This is a genomic window from Streptomyces sp. NPDC005423 (assembly GCF_040606415.1).
GTDB lineage: Bacteria > Actinomycetota > Actinomycetes > Streptomycetales > Streptomycetaceae > Streptomyces.
The window spans coordinates 394,495-411,113 of the sequence record NZ_JBEXET010000002.1; the positions used below are offsets into that span (position 1 = coordinate 394,495).

Consider the following 16,619-nt stretch of genomic DNA (forward strand, 5'->3'; position numbering starts at 1 on the left):
GGCGCGATCTCCCCGGGTACGAACTGCGTCGGCAGTGGCGCGGGGTGATCGCTGTCGCGAACAACCCGCTCGTACTGGATGCTTGGCACCGGGAATGGCCTGTGCGTGAACGAGACGGCAACGCGCGGCGCCGATCACCGTACGTCGACCTTGGAGCACCCTGTGCGTCCGCGAGCGCTCGTCGCACGGCTCGGAGGCGGCTACTCCGCGTTCATCTTCGCGGGTAGGCGGGAAGCGCTCAGTCCTCCACGGTCAGGTCGGTACGGCCCGACTCCGGCCGTTCGCGCCAGAGCCGCAGACCCGCGTCGATCAGGCCGACCCGCTTCAGGTCGGGTATGTCGGCCAGCGGGTGCCAGGCCGCCAGGTCGGTGGAGCCGCCGGTCTCGTTGCGCAGCGTGCCGCCGGTGATGCGGCACTCGTAGAGGATGCGCAGACCCTGGAAGTCGGTGTCGGGGCCGAAGCGGCGGGAGTGGGTGCGGCGCATGGAGTCGATGCCGAGCAGGGTGACCGGTTCGACGGTGTGGCCGGTCTCCTCCTCGACCTCGCGGACGACGGTGTCATGGGGGTGCTCGCCATGTTCCATGCCGCCGCCGGGCAGGGTCCAGCGGCGGGTGCCGTCGCGGGCGACCCAGCGGGCCAGCAGCAGGTGTCCGTCGCGGACGCACACGGCGTAGGCCGCCACCCTCAACTCCTCGCGCATGCACCGACGTTATGTCACGCCTCCGGATGGTCGCCCGCCCCTTCCCGTTCCTTCCCGCTCCTTCACGGTTCGTCGGTGGGGGCGTCGGGCGTGCAGGTGACGTGCCGGGAGCCGTGCAGGGCCCGCAGGATCCAGGCGCGGTTCGCGGCCACGCGGTCCTCGCCCACGGCCCACCGGCTCGCGTTCTCCTGGCCGCGTCCCACCTCGACCAGCACGTGCTGGCCCGTGCGCGGCCGGGGATCGGCCCCGGCGTCGAGGAGGAAGGAGACCTGGGCGGGGACCCGGGAAGCGCCCGGGGAGGGGCTGCCCGCGGGCTCGTGGAGAGGCTCGTAGGAGGGTGCTCCGGCTGGCGCAGGGAGGCGAGCCGCTCCCCCAGCCGTTCCTGGAGCCACCCCCCTCACCGCGTTTCTCCTACGACGCCGCGGCCCGCGGAAACGTTCGGCGTCGTACGTCACACCAGCCCAGGGGGCGTCCCACGCCTCGGGCATGCGGGGCAAAGAATTGGACAGGCGGCCCCCGGTCGGCCGCATGATGGGAGGGCCTCGGCCAGGCAAACGCAGACAAAGAGAGACAGAGGAGTCGCCGTGAGGGTCGGAATCGTCGGAGCCACCGGTCAGGTCGGCACGGTCATGCGCAGGATCCTCACGGAGCGCGCCTTCCCGCTCGACGAGCTGCGGCTGTTCGCCTCGGCGCGCTCGGCGGGGACGGTCCTGGACGGTGTGACGGTGGAGGACGCGGCGACCGCCGACTACACCGGCCTCGACATCGTGCTGTTCTCGGCGGGCGGCTCAACCTCCAAGGCGCTGGCCGAGAAGGTCGCCGCGCAGGGTGCCGTGGTGATCGACAACTCCTCGGCGTGGCGCAGGGATCCGGACGTACCGCTGGTGGTGTCCGAGGTGAACCCGCACGCGATCGCCGACCGCCCCAAGGGCATCATCGCCAACCCGAACTGCACGACGATGGCCGCGATGCCGGTGCTGAAGCCGCTGCACGCGGAGGCGGGGCTGGAGGCCCTGGTCGTCGCCACCTACCAGGCGGTCTCCGGGTCGGGCGTGGCCGGCGTGGCGGAGCTGCACGGCCAGGCGCTGAAGGTCGTCGCCGACGCCGACAAGCTGACCCACGACGGTGCGGCGGTGGACTTCCCCGAGCCGCGGGTCTACCGGCGCCCCATCGCCTTCAACGTGGTCCCGCTCGCGGGCTCGATCGTCGACGACGGCCTGAACGAGACCGACGAGGAGCAGAAGCTCCGCAACGAGTCCCGCAAGATCCTGGAGATCCCCGCGCTCAAGGTCTCCGGCACCTGCGTCCGGGTCCCGGTCTTCTCCGGCCACTCCCTCCAGGTCAACGCCCGTTTCGCGGCGCCGATCACGGTGGAGCGCGCGACGGAGCTGCTGGCCGGCGCCCCGGGCGTCGTCCTGACCGACATCCCCACCCCCCTCCAGGCGGCCGGCCAGGACCCGTCCTACGTGGGCCGCATCCGCGCCGACGAGACGGTCGAGCACGGTCTCGCCCTGTTCATCTCCAACGACAACCTGCGCAAGGGCGCGGCCCTGAACGCGGTGCAGATCGCGGAGCTGGTGGCGGCGGAGCTGAACGCCGGATAGGACGTACGCCGAAGGGGCGCCCGCCGACGCTGATGCCGCGAGGCCGATGCCGGCGGGCGCCCCTTCGTGTGTCCTCCCGGCGGCTCCACCCGCTCCGGGCGGTCCGCACCCGAGGGCCACCCCACTCCGGGCCCCGCGCATGGAAGGATGGCGCAACCCACACATAACGAGGAGATGACCGCGTGCCTGGCACAAACCTGACTCGCGAAGAGGCGCGGCAGCGGGCGAAGCTGCTCACCGTTGACTCGTACGAGATCGATCTCGACCTCTCCGGCGCGCAGGAGGGCGGGACCTACAGGTCCGCGACGACGGTGCGCTTCGACGTCGTCGAGGGCGGCGCCGAGTCCTTCATCGACCTGGTCGCCCCCGCGGTCCACGAGGTGACGCTGAACGGCGACGCCCTCGACCCGGACGAGGTCTTCAAGGACTCGCGGATCGCGCTGGCCGGACTGCTGGAGGGCCCGAACGTCCTGCGCGTGGTCGCCGACTGCGCGTACACCAACACCGGTGAGGGGCTGCACCGCTTCGTCGACCCGGTCGACCAACAGGCGTACCTCTACACCCAGTTCGAGGTGCCCGACGCCCGCCGCGTCTTCGCCTCGTTCGAGCAGCCGGACCTGAAGGCCACCTTCCGGTTCACCGTGAAGGCGCCCTCCGGCTGGACCGTCATCTCCAACTCGCCGACGCCCGAACCCCGCGACGACACCTGGGCCTTCGAGCCGACGCCCCGCATCTCGACGTACATCACCGCGCTGATCGTCGGCCCGTACCACTCGGTTCACAGCGTGTACGAGAAGGACGGGCAGTCCGTCCCGCTCGGCATCTACTGTCGCCCCTCGCTCGCCGAGTACCTCGACTCGGACGCGATCTTCGAGGTGACACGGCAGGGCTTCGACTGGTTCCAGGAGAAGTTCGACTACGCGTACCCGTTCCAGAAGTACGACCAGCTGTTCGTGCCGGAGTTCAACGCGGGCGCGATGGAGAACGCCGGCGCGGTGACCATCCGCGACCAGTACGTGTTCCGGTCGAAGGTCACGGACGCCTCGTACGAGCTGCGCGCCGAGACCATCCTGCACGAGCTGGCCCACATGTGGTTCGGCGACCTCGTGACCATGGAGTGGTGGAACGACCTGTGGCTGAACGAGTCGTTCGCCACCTACACCTCCATCGCCTGCCAGGCGTACGCCCCCGGGTCGCGCTGGCCGCACTCCTGGACGACGTTCGCCAACTCCATGAAGACGTGGGCGTACCGGCAGGACCAACTGCCGTCCACCCACCCGATCATGGCCGAGATCGGCGACCTCGACGACGTCCTGGTCAACTTCGACGGCATCACGTACGCCAAGGGCGCGAGCGTCCTCAAGCAACTCGTCGCCTACGTCGGCACGGACGAGTTCTTCGCGGGCGTCCAGGCGTACTTCAAGCGTCACGCGTACGGCAACACGCGGCTGTCCGATCTGCTGGGCGCCCTGGAGGAGACCTCGGGGCGGGATCTGAAGACCTGGTCGAAGGCGTGGCTGGAGACGGCCGGCATCAACGTGCTGCGGCCGGAGATCGAGACGGACGAGAACGGGGTCATCACCTCCTTCGCGATCCGCCAGCAGGCCCCCGCGCTGCCCGCCGGCGCCAAGGGCGTGCCGACGTTGCGCCCGCACCGGATCGCGGTCGGCCTGTACGACCTGGCCGAGTCCACCGGCAAGCTGGTGCGCGGGGAGCGTGTCGAGCTGGACGTGGACGGTGAGCTGACGGCCGTTCCGCAACTGGTGGGCAGGGCGCGGCCGGACGTGGTGCTGCTCAACGACGACGACCTGTCGTACGCCAAGGTCCGCCTCGACGAGCGTTCCCTCGCGTTCGTCACCGAGCACCTGGGCGACTTCGAGTCGTCGCTGCCGCGCGCCCTGTGCTGGGCCTCGGCCTGGGACATGACCCGGGACGCCGAGCTGGCGACCCGCGACTACCTCGCCCTCGTCCTGTCGGGCATCGGCAAGGAGTCGGACATCGGCGTCGTGCAGTCCCTCCAGCGGCAGGTGAAGCTGGCGATCGAGCTGTACGCCGACCCCAACGCCCGCGAGACCCTGCTCACCCACTGGACGGACGCCACCCTGGCCCATCTGCGCTCCGCGGAGCCGGGCAGCGACCAACAGCTGGCGTGGGCGCGGGCGTTCGCGTCGACGGCCCGTACGCCTGAGCAACTCGATCTGCTCGAAGCCCTGTTGGAGGGCACGCAGACCATCGAGGGCCTGGTCGTGGACACCGAACTGCGCTGGGGTTTCGTCCAACGGCTCGCGGCTGTCGGCCGGTTCGACGAGACCGAGATCGCCGGCGAGTACGAGCGGGACAAGACCGCCGCCGGCGAGCGGCACGCGGCGAGCGCTCGCGCCGCCCGCCCGACGGCGGAGGCGAAGGCGGAGGCCTGGGCGTCGGTCGTGGAGTCCGACAAGCTGGCGAACGCCCTTCAGGAGGCGGTCATCGGGGGCTTCGTCCAGATGGACCAGCGGGAGCTGCTCGCGCCCTACACGGACCGGTACTTCGAGGCCGTGAAGGACGTCTGGGACACCCGTTCGCACGAGATCGCGCAGCAGATCGCGGTCGGTCTCTACCCGGCCGTGCAGGTCTCCGAGGAGACTCTGCGCAGGACGGACGAGTGGCTGGCCACCGCCGAGCCCAACGCGGCCCTGCGCCGTCTGGTCTCGGAGTCCCGCTCGGGCGTGGAGCGCGCCCTGAAGGCGCAGGCGGCGGACGCGGCGGCGTCAGCGTCGTAGGGGCAGCGTCGTAAAGCTGCGTCGTAGGGCTGCGTCGTCGCGGTTCGCGGTGCGGTCGCGGTGCGGTCGCGGTCCCGCCGCACGGTAAGAGGGCGCCCGGTCTCCGCCGGGCGCCCTCCGCTGTGCCGGTGCTCAGCCCGGGAACATCCCGGCCGTGACGTTGACGAAGGTGCCGGTGATGCCGGCCGCGTGGTCGGAGGCGAGGAAGACGGCCGTCTCGGTGATCTCGGCGAGGGTCGGGTTGCGGCGGGTCATGCGCATCCCGGCCAGGTTGTCGAGGATGCCCTGGATGACGGCCTCGTTGAGGTCGGGGTTGATCCGGCCGAGCTTCTCCACGGTGAGGGTCTCGGGGACGCCGGCCGCCCACAGCCCCACGGCCCGCACGCCGCGCGGGCCGAGTTCCATCGCCAGGTTGCGCACGAGGGTGTCGGTCGCCGCGTCGGCGGGACCGGTGCCGCCCATCATCGGACTGCCGTGCGCGGAGCCGCTGTTGAGGGTGAGGACGACGCCAGAACCGCGTTCGGCCATGCGGCGGGCGGCGGCGCGGGCGGTGATGAAGTTGGCGCGGGTGCCGTTGAGGACGGGCCGCAGGTAGTCGTCGACGGCCATCTCGGTGAGGGGCAGGCCCTGCACGTCGCCGCGCGAGACCAGGTTGAAGGAGATGTCGACGGCCCCTACGCGGTCGAGGTGCGCCTCCACGGCCGCCTCGTCGAGGGCGTCCACGACGGCCACCTCGGCGTCCTTGAGGTCAGCGGCCGCCGCCTCCAGCGTCTCCCGGGTTCGGCCGACGAGGTGCACCCGGGCGCCTTCGCGGGCGAAGGCACGGGCGACCGCGGAGCCGATGGAACCGCCGGCGCCGTAGACGATCGCGGTCTTGTCGGTGAGCAGCATGGTGGATCTCCTAGCGGGTGGTGACGTTCGGGTCGGTCATACAGACGTACGGCGGCTCCGCGACTCATCGGTCAGAGCCGCAGCGGCAGTCCGAACGCAGGGAAGAGGTGCGGTTCGAAGGAGGTGATCTCCACGATCCGGTCGTCGGCGCCGAACCGGAGCACGTCGAGGACCTCGTCCCGCAGCACGAGCACGGCCCGCTGGCGGGGCGGCAGGTGCTGGACGGCGGCGAGGAAGACCAGCTCCAGCGTCTCGCGTGACTCGGCGGCGGCCTCCGGTCGCTGGTCGGCGGAGGGCAACTCGTCGTCGGGGTACGGCTGGAGCCAGGTGATGCGTGCGGGCGGTTCGCCACCGCCGTGGTTCATGCCGGGCAGCGGTGCGTAGCGCTGCGGGCGGCGGGCCGTGCGGCGCTGGAAGTCCAGGCAGGCGTTGGTGGCGATCCGGTAGAGCCAGGTGCGTGCGCCGGCCCGCCCCTGGAAGGTGGACCGGGCCCGCCAGGCCCGCAGGAAGGTCTCCTGCACCAGGTCCTCGGAGCCGTCGTAGGACCCGGTCATCCGGTAGCAGTGCACCCGGAGCTCCCGCCGATAGGACTCGACGAGGGCCGCGAAGTCGCTCTCGTCGAGGGCGACTTCCGTCACGGGGAGAGGCGTGACGAGTTCGGGCGGGACGGTTTCCGGCGTCGCGGGTTCCGGGGTCGCGGATGCCGGGGTCGCGGATGCCGGGGTCGCGGATGCCGGGGTCGCGGATGCCGGGGTCGCGGATGCCGGCGTGGCCGGGGTCGCGGGCTGGGGCGGTGGGGGGCTGGGGGTGCCGGAAAAAAGTGTGACGGTTTCCTGGGTAGTGTCACGCGCGGTGCGGGCCACCCGCCGCAGTCGCGCGACGGCCGACGACAGCTCGCTCACCCCGGAGGAGAAGACGGACGGCGGCTGTGGCACGAGGTCCTCGACCTGCCGGCCTATCTCCTTGATCAACGCGTGCACCCCGACGTCCGCAGTCCCCTGCCGCTCCCGGTACGCCTTCTGCCGGCCGGCGGCGGAGCAGTACACGGAACGGCGCCCGGTCCGGCCGGCCCGCGCGGCCAGGGGTGTGCCACAGCTGGGGCAGGGTTCTTCGGCCACGGTCGTCTCCGGCGTTGCGTCACGGCAGTCCCGCGTGACGCTACCGCCCAAGCGCCCCGCCCGCGCCCTCCGGAGCGTCGGCTACGGGAGGCCCGGCGGATCACGGCGCGGGCAGCACGTCTACGGCCGCGGGGCGCGCCCCCAGCTGACCGGCCACCGTCGCGCCGAACGCCATTGCCGTGCCCGCCAGTTGGGACCGGGGTGAACCGCTGGACGAGGGCCGCCCAGCCGACGGCGGCGGCGGTCAGCGGGGAGAGCGGGCCGAGGAAGCTGACCTGGGTGGCGGTGAGCCTGCCGACGCCACGGAACCAGAGCCAGTAGGCGACCGCCGTGTTCGCCGGCGCCATGTAGAGGTATCCGCCGACCGCCCGACCGCCCGGCCGTCGAGCGCGGGCGGTAACCCTTCGACCAGGAACGCGAAGGGGGCGATGAGCAACCCGCCCATGGTCCACTGCCAGCCGGTGAGGGCCAGCGGACCCACTCCGTCCGGACGGCCCCACCACTTGGTCAGCACGGTGCCGGTGGACAGGGAGGCGGTGGAGGCGAGCGCGGCGAGGAGACCGACCGGATCCAGCGCCCCGGCCGCCTTCAGCATGATCCAGATCAGCTTACCGTCGAGCAACTTACCGCCGAGCTACATTCTGGCGGTCGACCGACCGGCGGGCGGATACTCGGCCTATGGACCACAGGGACTCCGTCGACGTGATCATCGAGCAGTGGGCGGCGGCGCGGCCCGATCTGGACACCGCCGCGATGGAGGTCTTCGGGCGGATCTTCCGGCTCGCGCGCACGATGGGCGACCGGATGGAGAAGGCGTATGCGCCGCACCGCGTCGCACGCGGCGAGTTCGACGTCCTCGCCGCCCTGCGCCGCTCCGGCGAGCCGTACACGCTCTCACCCCGCCAGCTCTCCGCGACGCTGATGCTCACCACCGGCGGCATGACGGGCCGCCTCGACAAACTGGAACGGGCCGGTCTGCTACGCCGCTCCCCCGACCCGCACGACCGCCGCGCCCTCCAAGTCACCCTCACGGAACAGGGGTTGGAGTTGATCGACGAAGCGGTCGGCGCGGGGCTCGCGGTCCAGACGGCCGCCCTGTCCGCCCTCGAACCCGACCATGCCGACCAACTCTCCAACCTGCTACGAGAGTTGCTGGCCGCCACACAGGGCTAGGTACGGGGCGCCCCTCCCCCGGGTCGGGTCGGTCAGGGGCAGGTCATCCAGGCCGGTTCGGGTCGGATCGGGTCGCGCCTGGCCGGTTCGATCAGGTGAGTTAGCGAGTTGGTGAGTTGGGGGTCGGCGGAGGTCGGGTCGGGTCGTTCGGTTCAACCGACGTGTTCGGCGAGGGCCGTTTCGATCCCGGCCGGGGTGGCGGTGTCCGCCGCCCACGCCGCGTACCCGTCGGGACGGACCAGCAGGGCCGTACGACGGTCGCTCGCCCAGTGCGCCACGGCCAGGCGGTCACCCCGGTCGTCCCGGTCGCCCTCCGTGCCGTGGGCCGCCGTGGCGTCGGCGCGCGGGGTGAGCAGGACGAACCGGCCGCCGCGCAGGGCCTCGTAGAGACGGCCGCCGCCGGCGAGCGCCACGTCCGGGACTCGGGTGCCGACGAGGCGGTGGGCGGCGCGGGGGGCCGCGTAGGCGTAACCGATGCCGGTGATCTGGCCGAGGGCCCGGCGGCGGGCCGGGGGGACATGGGAGAGGAGACCGGTCAGGGCCGCGCGCAGCGCACGCGTCAAGGGGCGCTTGGCCATGGCGAGGCGGACGATGCCGCCGCTGCTGCGCAGGACGGCCCGGCCGACGGGGTGGCGCTCGCTCTGGTAGGTGTCGAGGAGGCCGGGGTCCGCGTGACCGTTGAGTACGGCGGCCAGCTTCCAGCCGAGGTTGGCCGCGTCCTGGAGGCCGGTGTTCATGCCCTGGCCGCCGGCCGGGGTGTGCACGTGCGCGGCGTCGCCGGCGAGGAAGACCCGGCCGACCCGGTAGGCGGGCACCTGGCGCTCGTCGCTGTGGAAGCGGGACATCCAACGGGCGTCGTACATCCCGAAGTCCCGCCCGAAGGCGCCCCGGACGGCCTCCTTGACCTCGTCGAGGTCGAGAGGCGCGCTGTCGGGGACGTCATGGGCGCGGTTCCAGCCGATCACCCGGTAGTAGCCGTCGCCGAAGGGGGCGATGAAGGCGAAGGCGTCACCGGTGCCGTTGACGTTGAGGAGGGAGTCCGGCTTCTCGGCGAGCCGCACATCCGCCAGGACGACGGAACGGATCACCGACCGCCCCGGGAACGGCAGTCCGACCGCGTCCCGCACCGCACTGCGCATCCCGTCGGTGCCGACGACGTAGGCGGCGCGCAGCGACTCCGCCACCCCGCCAGGCCCCCGCACCTCGACCCGCACCCCGTCACCGGCCTCGAACCCGCCCCCGCCCCCGCTCCCGTCACCGGCCTCGAACCCGCCCCCGCCCCCGCTCCCGTCCCCGGCCTCACCTCCGTCGGCGGTCTGGGTCAGCCCGACCATCTCCGTCTCGTACCGGAACTCCACCCCCGCCTCGGCCGCCCGCCGCGCCAGCGCCTTCTCCACCTCGTACTGCGGCAGGACGAGCACGTGCGGGAAACGGGACGGGAGGGTGGTGAGGTCGACGGTGAGGCGGCCGAAGAGCCGGAGTTGGTCCAGCGGCCGGCCCGCCGCCTCCACTTCGTCGGCGAGGCCCCGAGCGTCGAGCTGCTCCAGGGTGCGGGCGTGCAGGACGAAGGCGCGGGAGAGGTTGCTGATCTTCCGCGGGCGCTTCTCGACCAGGGTGACGGGGACACCAGCGGCGGCGAGGTCGCCCGCCAGCAGCAGCCCGGTGGGACCGCAGCCGACGACGACGACCCGGCGGCGGGGGGTGCGGGGGCCACTGGGGGTGCCGTCGGCCTCGCTGATGCTGGGGTCAGTGGTGCCGATGATGCGGTGGGTTGGGATGGGCTTGGTGGTGCCGGTGGTGCCGGTGGTGCCGGTGGTGCCGGTGGTGCCGGTGGTGCCGGTGGTGCCGTCCATGGTGACCTCCCGATATGCCAACACTCGTCGGCCTACAGCTGTTTGCCTACAGCTGGTCGCCTACAGCCGTTTGCCTCCAACCGTTCGCCTACGGCCGTTGACCCACAGCCGTTGGCCTACGACCGTTGGCCCAAAGTCGTCGGCCCGCAATCGCGGTCCACGGTCGTTTGCCCACGACTGTTGACCTCCAGCTGCCCGCCCGGTCCACGGTTGTTGGCCAACGGCTGTTGGTCCACAGCTGTTTGCCTACGATTGTTGACCACCATAGGGCGCGGCCCCTGGACCGTCAACACGTGTTGGCCTACGCTCGTTGACATGAACGACAGCAGCAACGCCCGGCGCTCCGACACCACGCGTACCGCCATCCTCCGGGCCGCCCGCGAGCGCTTCGCGACCGACGGCTACGAGCGGGCCACCATCCGCGCCATCGCCAAGGACGCCCGGATCGACCCGTCGATGGTGATGCGCTACTACGGCAACAAGGAGGGCCTGTTCGCGGCGGCCGTCTCGCACGACCTGCGGCTGCCGGACCTGAGTTCGGTGGCGCGGGACGAGGTCGGGCATGCCCTGGTGAGCCACTTCCTCACCCTCTGGGAGGAGAACGACGAGCTGACCGCGATGATGCGGGTCGGGGTCACCAACGAGCGCGGGGCGGAGTTGATTCAGGGCATCTTCCGGGCGCAGGTACTGCCGGTCACGCGGCAGGCCTGCCCCGACCCGGAACAGGCGCCCGCCCGGGCGGCGTTGACGGCGGCGCAGCTGCTCGGGCTCGCGCTGACGCGTTACGTGCTGCGGCTCCCGCCGGCCGTGGCGCTCTCTCACGAGGAGGTCGTGGCCTGGGTCGGCCCCACCGTGCAGCGCTATCTGACGGCACCGAGCCCCTGAGCCGGAACACGGGCACAGGCCACGGTCTACAGGCCCCGGCCCTCGGAGCCACCGGCCACCGGCCACCGGCCACCGGCCACGAACGCAGGCCCCCGGCCACGAACGCAGACCACCGATCACAGGTCACGAAACGCGGTGCCCAACCTCGGTTCACGAAACTCGGCTCACGAAACACGGTTCACCACACGCGGGTCACGGAACGCGGTTCACAACCCCAGCGGACGAAACGCAGTTCACGGAACGCGGTGCACGCAAGGCCGTTCACAGAACGCGGTGCGCCCAACGCCGTTCACAACACACGCGCACAGAACGCAGTTCACACAGCACGAAGGCGCCGACCTCGCCCACGCACGACGCGCACCGGCGTCGCACACTTGGCGAGGACGGCGCCCTCGCAGCCGTACCGAAGTCGTGCCGAGGCCGCACCGGAACCGCGCCGGAGCCGGACCGAGGCCGTGCGTAACCAAACGGGGCTGGGTCCGGGCAGGCCCGGGTCCGCGGGTCAGGCCTTCGCGTCGATCGCGGCCTTGGGCTTCGCGCCGCCGGTGAGGGACTTGGGCTTGCGGTCCTGGGACTTGTCCAGGGCCATGACCAGGCCCGCGATGACCCCGAACAGGACCAGCGGGCACACGACGTAGAGCCCCAGCGTCTGGATGACGCTCAGCCCCTTGCCCGGGTCGTCGCCGTCGTCGCGGGTGAGCGCGAGCGCGGGAGACGTCATGAGCAGCATCATCAGCGTCGTACCGGCAGCCAGGGCGCCGGCGCGCAGGGCGTTCTTCTTGTCCACGGTGCAAAAGTAGCGAACGCCCGGAGGGGCCGCGCGTCCGGGGGTGCCGTACGGGGGCGCGGGCCCTCACCCCGGGGCCTGGGTCCCCGCTTTCAGTACCTCGATCAGCGCGTGCAGCCGCGGGGACGCGGCCAGTTCCTCCAGGGTGATCGGGCGGCCGTCCGCGTCGGCGACGGGGAGGCGCCAGTTCGGGTACTGGTCCCAGGTGCCCGGCAGGTTCTGCGGGCGGCGGTCGCCGACGGTGTCCGGGAGCCAGACCCCGACCATGCGGGCGGGGGTGCGCAGCAGGAAGCGGTGGAGGGCCTGGATCTCGGCCTCCTCCGTGGAGCCGGGGCGCCCCCCTTCGTCCGCGCCTTCGAAGAGGCCGAGCCGGGTGAGCAGCGCCAGCCACTCCCCGACGTCGGCCGCCGCCTCGGCCCGTTCCTGGGCCAGTGGCCGGGTCAACAGGCCCAGCCGGTCGCGGAGTTCGACGTGGTCTCCGGAGAGGCGGGCGGCGGTGGGCGGCAGGTCGTGGGTGGTGGCGGTGGCCAGACAGTCGGCGCGCCAGCGGTCGGGGGCGAGGGGGCGCCCGTTGCCCTCCCAGTCCCGTTCGAACCACAGGACCGAGGTGCCGAGCACCCCGCACTCCTGGAGCGCCTCGCGCACCCCCGGTTCGACGGTTCCGAGGTCCTCGCCGATCACCACGGCGCCGGCGCGGGAGGCCTCCAGCGCGAGGATCGCGAGCATGGCCTCACCGTCGTAGCGGACGTACGTGCCCTCTGTGGGCGGGCGGCCCTGGGGGACCCACCAGAGGCGGAAGAGGCCCATCACGTGGTCGATGCGCAGGGCGCCCGCGTAGCGGAAGAGGGCGCGCAGCAGGCGCCGGTAGGGGGCGTAGCCGGAGGCGGCGAGCCGGTCGGGGCGCCAGGGGGGCAACCCCCAGTCCTGGCCGAGGGAGTTGAAGGCGTCCGGGGGTGCGCCGACGGACATGCCGGACGCGAAGTACTCCTGCTGCGCCCACGCGTCGGCGCCCGCGGGGTGCACTCCGACGGCGAGGTCGTGCACGATGCCGATCGGCATGCCCGCTTCCCGGGCGGCCCGCTGGGCGGCGGTGAGCTGGGTGTCGGTGAGCCAGGCGAGCCGGCAGTGGAAGTCGACGCGGTCCATCAACTCGGCGCGGGCGCGGGCGGTTTCGGGTGAGCGGGGGTCGCGCAGCCCGGCCGGCCAGCGGTGCCAGTCGGCGCCGTGCACCTCGGCCAGGGCGTACCAGGTCGCGTGGTCCTCCAGCGCCTGGCCCTGTTCGGCGAGGAAGTCGGCGTAGGCGGCGCGCCGTCCGGGTCCGAGGGGGACCTCGCGGAGCAGTTCCAGCGCCTCCCGCTTGACCTCCCACACCGCGTCCCGGTCGATCAACTCGCCCTTCTCCAGGACGGCTTCGCGCAGGAGCGCGGCTTTCTCCGGCAGTTGGCCCGGTTCGGCGTACGCGAACTCCGGGACGCCTTCGACCCGCAGGTAGACGGGGTCGGGGAAGCGCCGGGAGGACGGCCGGTAGGGCGAGGGGTCGGTGGGTGCTCCGGGTACGGCCGCGTGCAACGGGTTGACCTGCACGAATCCTGCGCCGAGTGCGCGCCCGGCCCAGGCGGCCAGCTCCTCCAGGTCACCGAGGTCGCCCATGCCCCAGGAGCGGCGCGAGAGCAGGGAGTAGACCTGCACCATCAGTCCGTACGACCGTGCGGCGGGCGTGGGCAGCCGGGCCGGGGCGACGACGAGGTGGACGCGCGCGGTCCGGCCGTCGGGTGCGGTGGCCGTCAACCGGTGCACGCCGGGCGGGAGTTGTTCGATCGAGGCGCTGGTCTCGCCCTGTTCGGTCTCGATGTGCAGCCGGGTGCCGTCGGGCAGCGCGTCGAGGGCGGCGCAGGGGGCGCCCGAGCGGCACACGACCGTCGGCGGGAGCAGTCGCCCGGCCAGCTCCCCTTCCCGGGCGGCCAGGGCGGTCCGCGCGGCCTCCGGGGTACCCGCGTCGACCCCGAGGGCGGCGAGCGCGGCGACGACGGCGCCGGCCGAGGCGGCGACCGTACGGTCCGGTGAAGGGCTGTAGGAGGTGGCGACGCCGTGCAGTTCGGCGAGCCGGGACAGGTCCTCGGAGGGCGGCTCGGCCGGCCCGGGCACGGTCATCTACGGCCTCGCGGGGTCCGGCTCGGCGACCGCGACGGACTCGCTGGTCAGGTGGGCGGTGTCGGCGAGCGGGGGCTCGCTGGTCAGGGGCTCGGCGTCGGCGAGCGGCGGTTCGCTGGTCAGCGGGGCCCGGGGCCGGGCGTACTCGGAGCCGAGTGCGCGGGCGCCGGGTTCCGCTGGGGGTTCGGCGCGGGTGGGGGGCGGGGGTGGGGCCGATGCGACCACGGTGGACTCCTTGCCGGACGGTTACCGCAGCCCTACCCAGCGGGCGCGACGGCAGACCTCCAGGGTGCGGCCTCGGGGGCGCGGGAGCCACTCCCGGGCCGCCCGGCCCCGGGATTGCGGGAGATCACTATTCACTCAGTACATGTAGGTGATGCATACTGCTCGCCATGAGCACCCGCCACATCCTGCTGGGGCTGCTCGCCGGAGGGCCGAGCCACGGCTACGACCTCAAGCGACGCCACGACGAACGTTTTCCGCAGGCCCGACCGCTGGCGTACGGGCAGGTCTACACCACGCTCCAGCGCCTGGTCCGGGACGGGCTCGCGGAGGTCGAGGGGACCGACTCGGACGGCGGCCCGGAGCGCACGGCGTACCGCTCGACGGCCGAGGGTGCGCGTGAACTGGGGCGCTGGGCCGGGGAGATCGCACCGCCCGCGCCCTTCGTGACGAACGAGATCTTCACCAAGGTCGTCGTCTCGATCCTGGCCGGCGGTGACGCGGCGGCCTATCTCCGGGCGCAGCGTGCCGCGCACATGGAGCGGATGCGGGAGCTGACGGCGGTGAAGACCGCGCGGGGCGCCGGACTCGCGACCGTGCTCTCGGCGGACTACGCCCTCAACCACCTTGACGCCGACCTCCGTTGGATGACCACCACGGCGGTCCGGCTCACCACTCTGATCGCGGAGGTCGACGCAGCATGAGCGACAAGGAAGCCGGGGCGGTGCCGCTGCTCGCGGCCCGGGACCTCGTCAAGGCGTACGGCAGGACCGAGGCCCTGCGCGGCACCTCGGTCGAGCTGCGCGCCGGTGAACTCCTCGCCGTGACCGGCACCAGCGGCAGCGGGAAGTCCACGCTGCTGCACTGCCTCGCCGGGATCGTGCGGCCGGACGCGGGCTCGGTGACGTATGCCGGGCAGCGGCTCGGCGAACTGCCGGAGCGGCGGCTGAGCGAGCTGCGGCGGACCGACTTCGGCGTGGTCTTCCAGTTCGGGCAGCTGATACCCGAGCTGACGGCGGTGGACAACGTCGCGCTGCCGCTGCTGCTCGCGGGGGCCTCCCGCGCGGACGCGCGCGCCGGGGCCGGCGCGTGGCTGGGTGACGGTCGTCGGCGGGGGTTTCGCGGGCGTGCGTCAGGTGCTGCTCGCGTTGTTGGCCGAGAAGCGGCGTGCGGGCCGTCTCGCGCACGCGGCCTACTACACGACGGGGCTCGACCTGACCGCCGCCGCGGTCCTGCTGGCGCTGGCGCTGGCGCTGACCGGTCTGGCCGTCGGCACCGCCGAGTCCCTGGCCGCCCGGCGCCGGGGGCTGGCCGCGCAGGCCGCGGCCGGGGTGCCGCACGGGGTGCTGGCGCGGGCGCTGCTGCTGGAGACCGCGCTGCCGCTGCTGCCCGCGGTCGCGGTGGCGGGCCTGGGCGGCACGGCGATCAGCGTCTGGTACGCCGCCGCCGTCTCGGCGCACACCGCCGGCCTGGTCGTGCCGTACGACGCGCTGCTGGTCCCCTGTGCCGTGTACGCGGCCGCGCTGCTGGCGGCGGCCACCTCGCTGCCCCTGCTGCGCCGCTCGGTCCGCCCGGCGGAACTGCGCCACGCCTGACGACCGACCGACCGTCCGCGCCGGGGTCGTGGCCCGGGCCGGATCACGTCGTGGCTCAGCCGCCGTCCCGTGCGGGAGGCGGCGGACGAAAGCCCGGGTCGTCAGGCGGAGATGCCGTCGATCCGGGCCATCGCGTCCTCCGCGCCGTACGGCTGGAGGTACGGCAGCCAGCGCGGGTCCCGGTGGCCGGTGCCGATGATGCGCCAGGCCAGACCGGTGGGCGGGGCGGGTTTGTGACGCAGCCGCCAGCCGATCTCGATGAGGTGCCGGTCGGCCTTCACGTGGTTGCAGCGGCGGCAGGACGCCACCACGTTGTCCCAGACGTGCTTGCCTCCGCGGCTGCGCGGGATGACGTGGTCGACGCTGGTTGCGACGCCACCGCAGTACATGCACCGGCCCCCGTCACGGGCGAAGAGCGCCCGCCGGGTAAGAGGAACGGGCCCCCGATAGGGGACCCGTACGAATCGCTTGAGCCGGACCACACTTGGCGCGGGGACCGTGACGGTCGCGCTGTGCATGAAGGCGCCGGATTCCTCCAGGGAGACGGCCTTGTTCTCCAGGACGAGGACGAGCGCGCGGCGGAGCGGTACGACGCCGAGCGGCTCGTACGACGCGTTCAGGACGAGGACGTGCGGCACGGATGCCTCCTTGTGCGTCGGCGGCGCGTGGCTCGCGCCGGGACGATCTGCAAAGCCAGTCTCCCCTCATGCCTGGCGGAAGCGCCACCATGTCCCGGTAACGGGCTGGGAGTGTTTTCGACCACATCTTTCTTCCTCCCCGGGACCACGACCAGTTCATCCCCAGGTGAACCCGGTCTGTCCCGCGGACACGGCAACGATCCACCCACGATGCCCCGATAGTGTGGTGGATCTGCCGTA

Annotated in this window: 14 protein-coding genes and 3 pseudogenes; 7 read left to right on the plus strand and 10 right to left on the minus strand. The window is 72.5% G+C overall.

The genetic code is table 11. The features are described 5' to 3' along the window. Positions 1-238: 238 nt before the first annotated feature. Complete coding sequence (locus tag ABZT12_RS05605) at positions 239-700, minus strand: NUDIX hydrolase (RefSeq protein ID WP_356377703.1); 462 nt, start codon at positions 698-700, stop codon at positions 239-241. A gap of 62 nt (positions 701-762) precedes the next feature. Then, positions 763-915: a hypothetical protein gene (locus tag ABZT12_RS05610; RefSeq protein ID WP_356377706.1), complete on the minus strand. Its 153-nt coding sequence runs from the start codon at positions 913-915 to the stop codon at positions 763-765. 369 nt (positions 916-1,284) lie between these two features. Between ABZT12_RS05610 and ABZT12_RS05615 the strand changes: the two genes are divergently transcribed. Together ABZT12_RS05615 and pepN are read left to right on the plus strand one after the other, a co-directional pair. Then, on the plus strand, positions 1,285-2,304 hold the full coding sequence (locus ABZT12_RS05615; protein ID WP_356377709.1) for an aspartate-semialdehyde dehydrogenase: 1,020 nt from the start codon (positions 1,285-1,287) through the stop codon (positions 2,302-2,304). A gap of 182 nt (positions 2,305-2,486) precedes the next feature. After that, positions 2,487-5,066 carry an aminopeptidase N gene (pepN, locus tag ABZT12_RS05620; protein WP_356377712.1) on the plus strand — a complete coding sequence of 860 codons (2,580 nt, stop codon included), beginning with the start codon at positions 2,487-2,489 and terminating at the stop codon, positions 5,064-5,066. A gap of 132 nt (positions 5,067-5,198) precedes the next feature. Here pepN and ABZT12_RS05625 read toward each other — a convergent pair whose 3' ends face one another. From ABZT12_RS05625 to ABZT12_RS05635, 3 genes and pseudogenes are all read right to left on the minus strand, one after another. Next, entirely contained in the window at positions 5,199-5,957 is a 759-nt protein-coding gene (locus ABZT12_RS05625) for an SDR family oxidoreductase (RefSeq protein ID WP_356377715.1), read from the minus strand. A 71-nt stretch (positions 5,958-6,028) separates the two neighbouring features. After that, entirely contained in the window at positions 6,029-7,075 is a 1,047-nt protein-coding gene (locus ABZT12_RS05630; protein WP_356377717.1) for a sigma-70 family RNA polymerase sigma factor, read from the minus strand. A gap of 100 nt (positions 7,076-7,175) precedes the next feature. Continuing rightward, positions 7,176-7,673 (minus strand): annotated as a pseudogene (locus ABZT12_RS05635) (EamA family transporter); the annotation flags it as partial. Positions 7,674-7,753: 80 nt separating this feature from the next. On the opposite strand from ABZT12_RS05635, the gene ABZT12_RS05640 reads away from it, so the two are divergent. Then, entirely contained in the window at positions 7,754-8,248 is a 495-nt protein-coding gene (locus ABZT12_RS05640) for a MarR family transcriptional regulator (protein WP_356377720.1), read from the plus strand. Between the two features lie 152 nt (positions 8,249-8,400). Here ABZT12_RS05640 and ABZT12_RS05645 read toward each other — a convergent pair whose 3' ends face one another. Then, positions 8,401-10,101 carry an FAD-dependent monooxygenase gene (locus ABZT12_RS05645; protein ID WP_356377723.1) on the minus strand — a complete coding sequence of 567 codons (1,701 nt, stop codon included), beginning with the start codon at positions 10,099-10,101 and terminating at the stop codon, positions 8,401-8,403. 315 nt (positions 10,102-10,416) lie between these two features. On the opposite strand from ABZT12_RS05645, the gene ABZT12_RS05650 reads away from it, so the two are divergent. Next, entirely contained in the window at positions 10,417-10,986 is a 570-nt protein-coding gene (locus ABZT12_RS05650; protein WP_356377726.1) for a TetR family transcriptional regulator, read from the plus strand. 502 nt (positions 10,987-11,488) lie between these two features. On the opposite strand, the gene ABZT12_RS05655 is transcribed toward ABZT12_RS05650, so the two are convergent. From ABZT12_RS05655 to ABZT12_RS05665, 3 genes are all read right to left on the minus strand, one after another. Next, positions 11,489-11,773 (minus strand): hypothetical protein, encoded by a 285-nt coding sequence (locus ABZT12_RS05655; protein ID WP_356377730.1) that lies wholly within the window; start codon positions 11,771-11,773, stop codon positions 11,489-11,491. Positions 11,774-11,839: 66 nt separating this feature from the next. After that, entirely contained in the window at positions 11,840-13,924 is a 2,085-nt protein-coding gene (gene malQ, locus ABZT12_RS05660; protein ID WP_356377733.1) for a 4-alpha-glucanotransferase, read from the minus strand. Beyond that, positions 13,925-14,149, minus strand: coding sequence for a hypothetical protein (locus ABZT12_RS05665; protein ID WP_356377736.1), 225 nt, complete (start codon positions 14,147-14,149; stop codon positions 13,925-13,927). 167 nt (positions 14,150-14,316) lie between these two features. On the opposite strand from ABZT12_RS05665, the gene ABZT12_RS05670 reads away from it, so the two are divergent. The 3 genes and pseudogenes from ABZT12_RS05670 to ABZT12_RS05680 form a co-directional block, all read left to right on the plus strand. After that, a complete protein-coding gene (locus tag ABZT12_RS05670; protein WP_356377739.1) occupies positions 14,317-14,850 on the plus strand; it encodes a PadR family transcriptional regulator in 534 nt (177 codons plus the stop codon). Then, positions 14,847-15,242, plus strand: a pseudogene (locus tag ABZT12_RS05675) (ATP-binding cassette domain-containing protein); the annotation flags it as partial. The gene ABZT12_RS05670 and the pseudogene ABZT12_RS05675, both read left to right, overlap by 4 nt. Continuing rightward, positions 15,240-15,741: pseudogene (locus tag ABZT12_RS05680) on the plus strand (ABC transporter permease); the annotation flags it as partial. The pseudogenes ABZT12_RS05675 and ABZT12_RS05680, both read left to right, overlap by 3 nt. A gap of 101 nt (positions 15,742-15,842) precedes the next feature. Here ABZT12_RS05680 and ABZT12_RS05685 read toward each other — a convergent pair. Continuing rightward, positions 15,843-16,379, minus strand: coding sequence for an HNH endonuclease (locus tag ABZT12_RS05685; protein ID WP_356377742.1), 537 nt, complete (start codon positions 16,377-16,379; stop codon positions 15,843-15,845). Positions 16,380-16,619 lie beyond the last annotated feature (240 nt).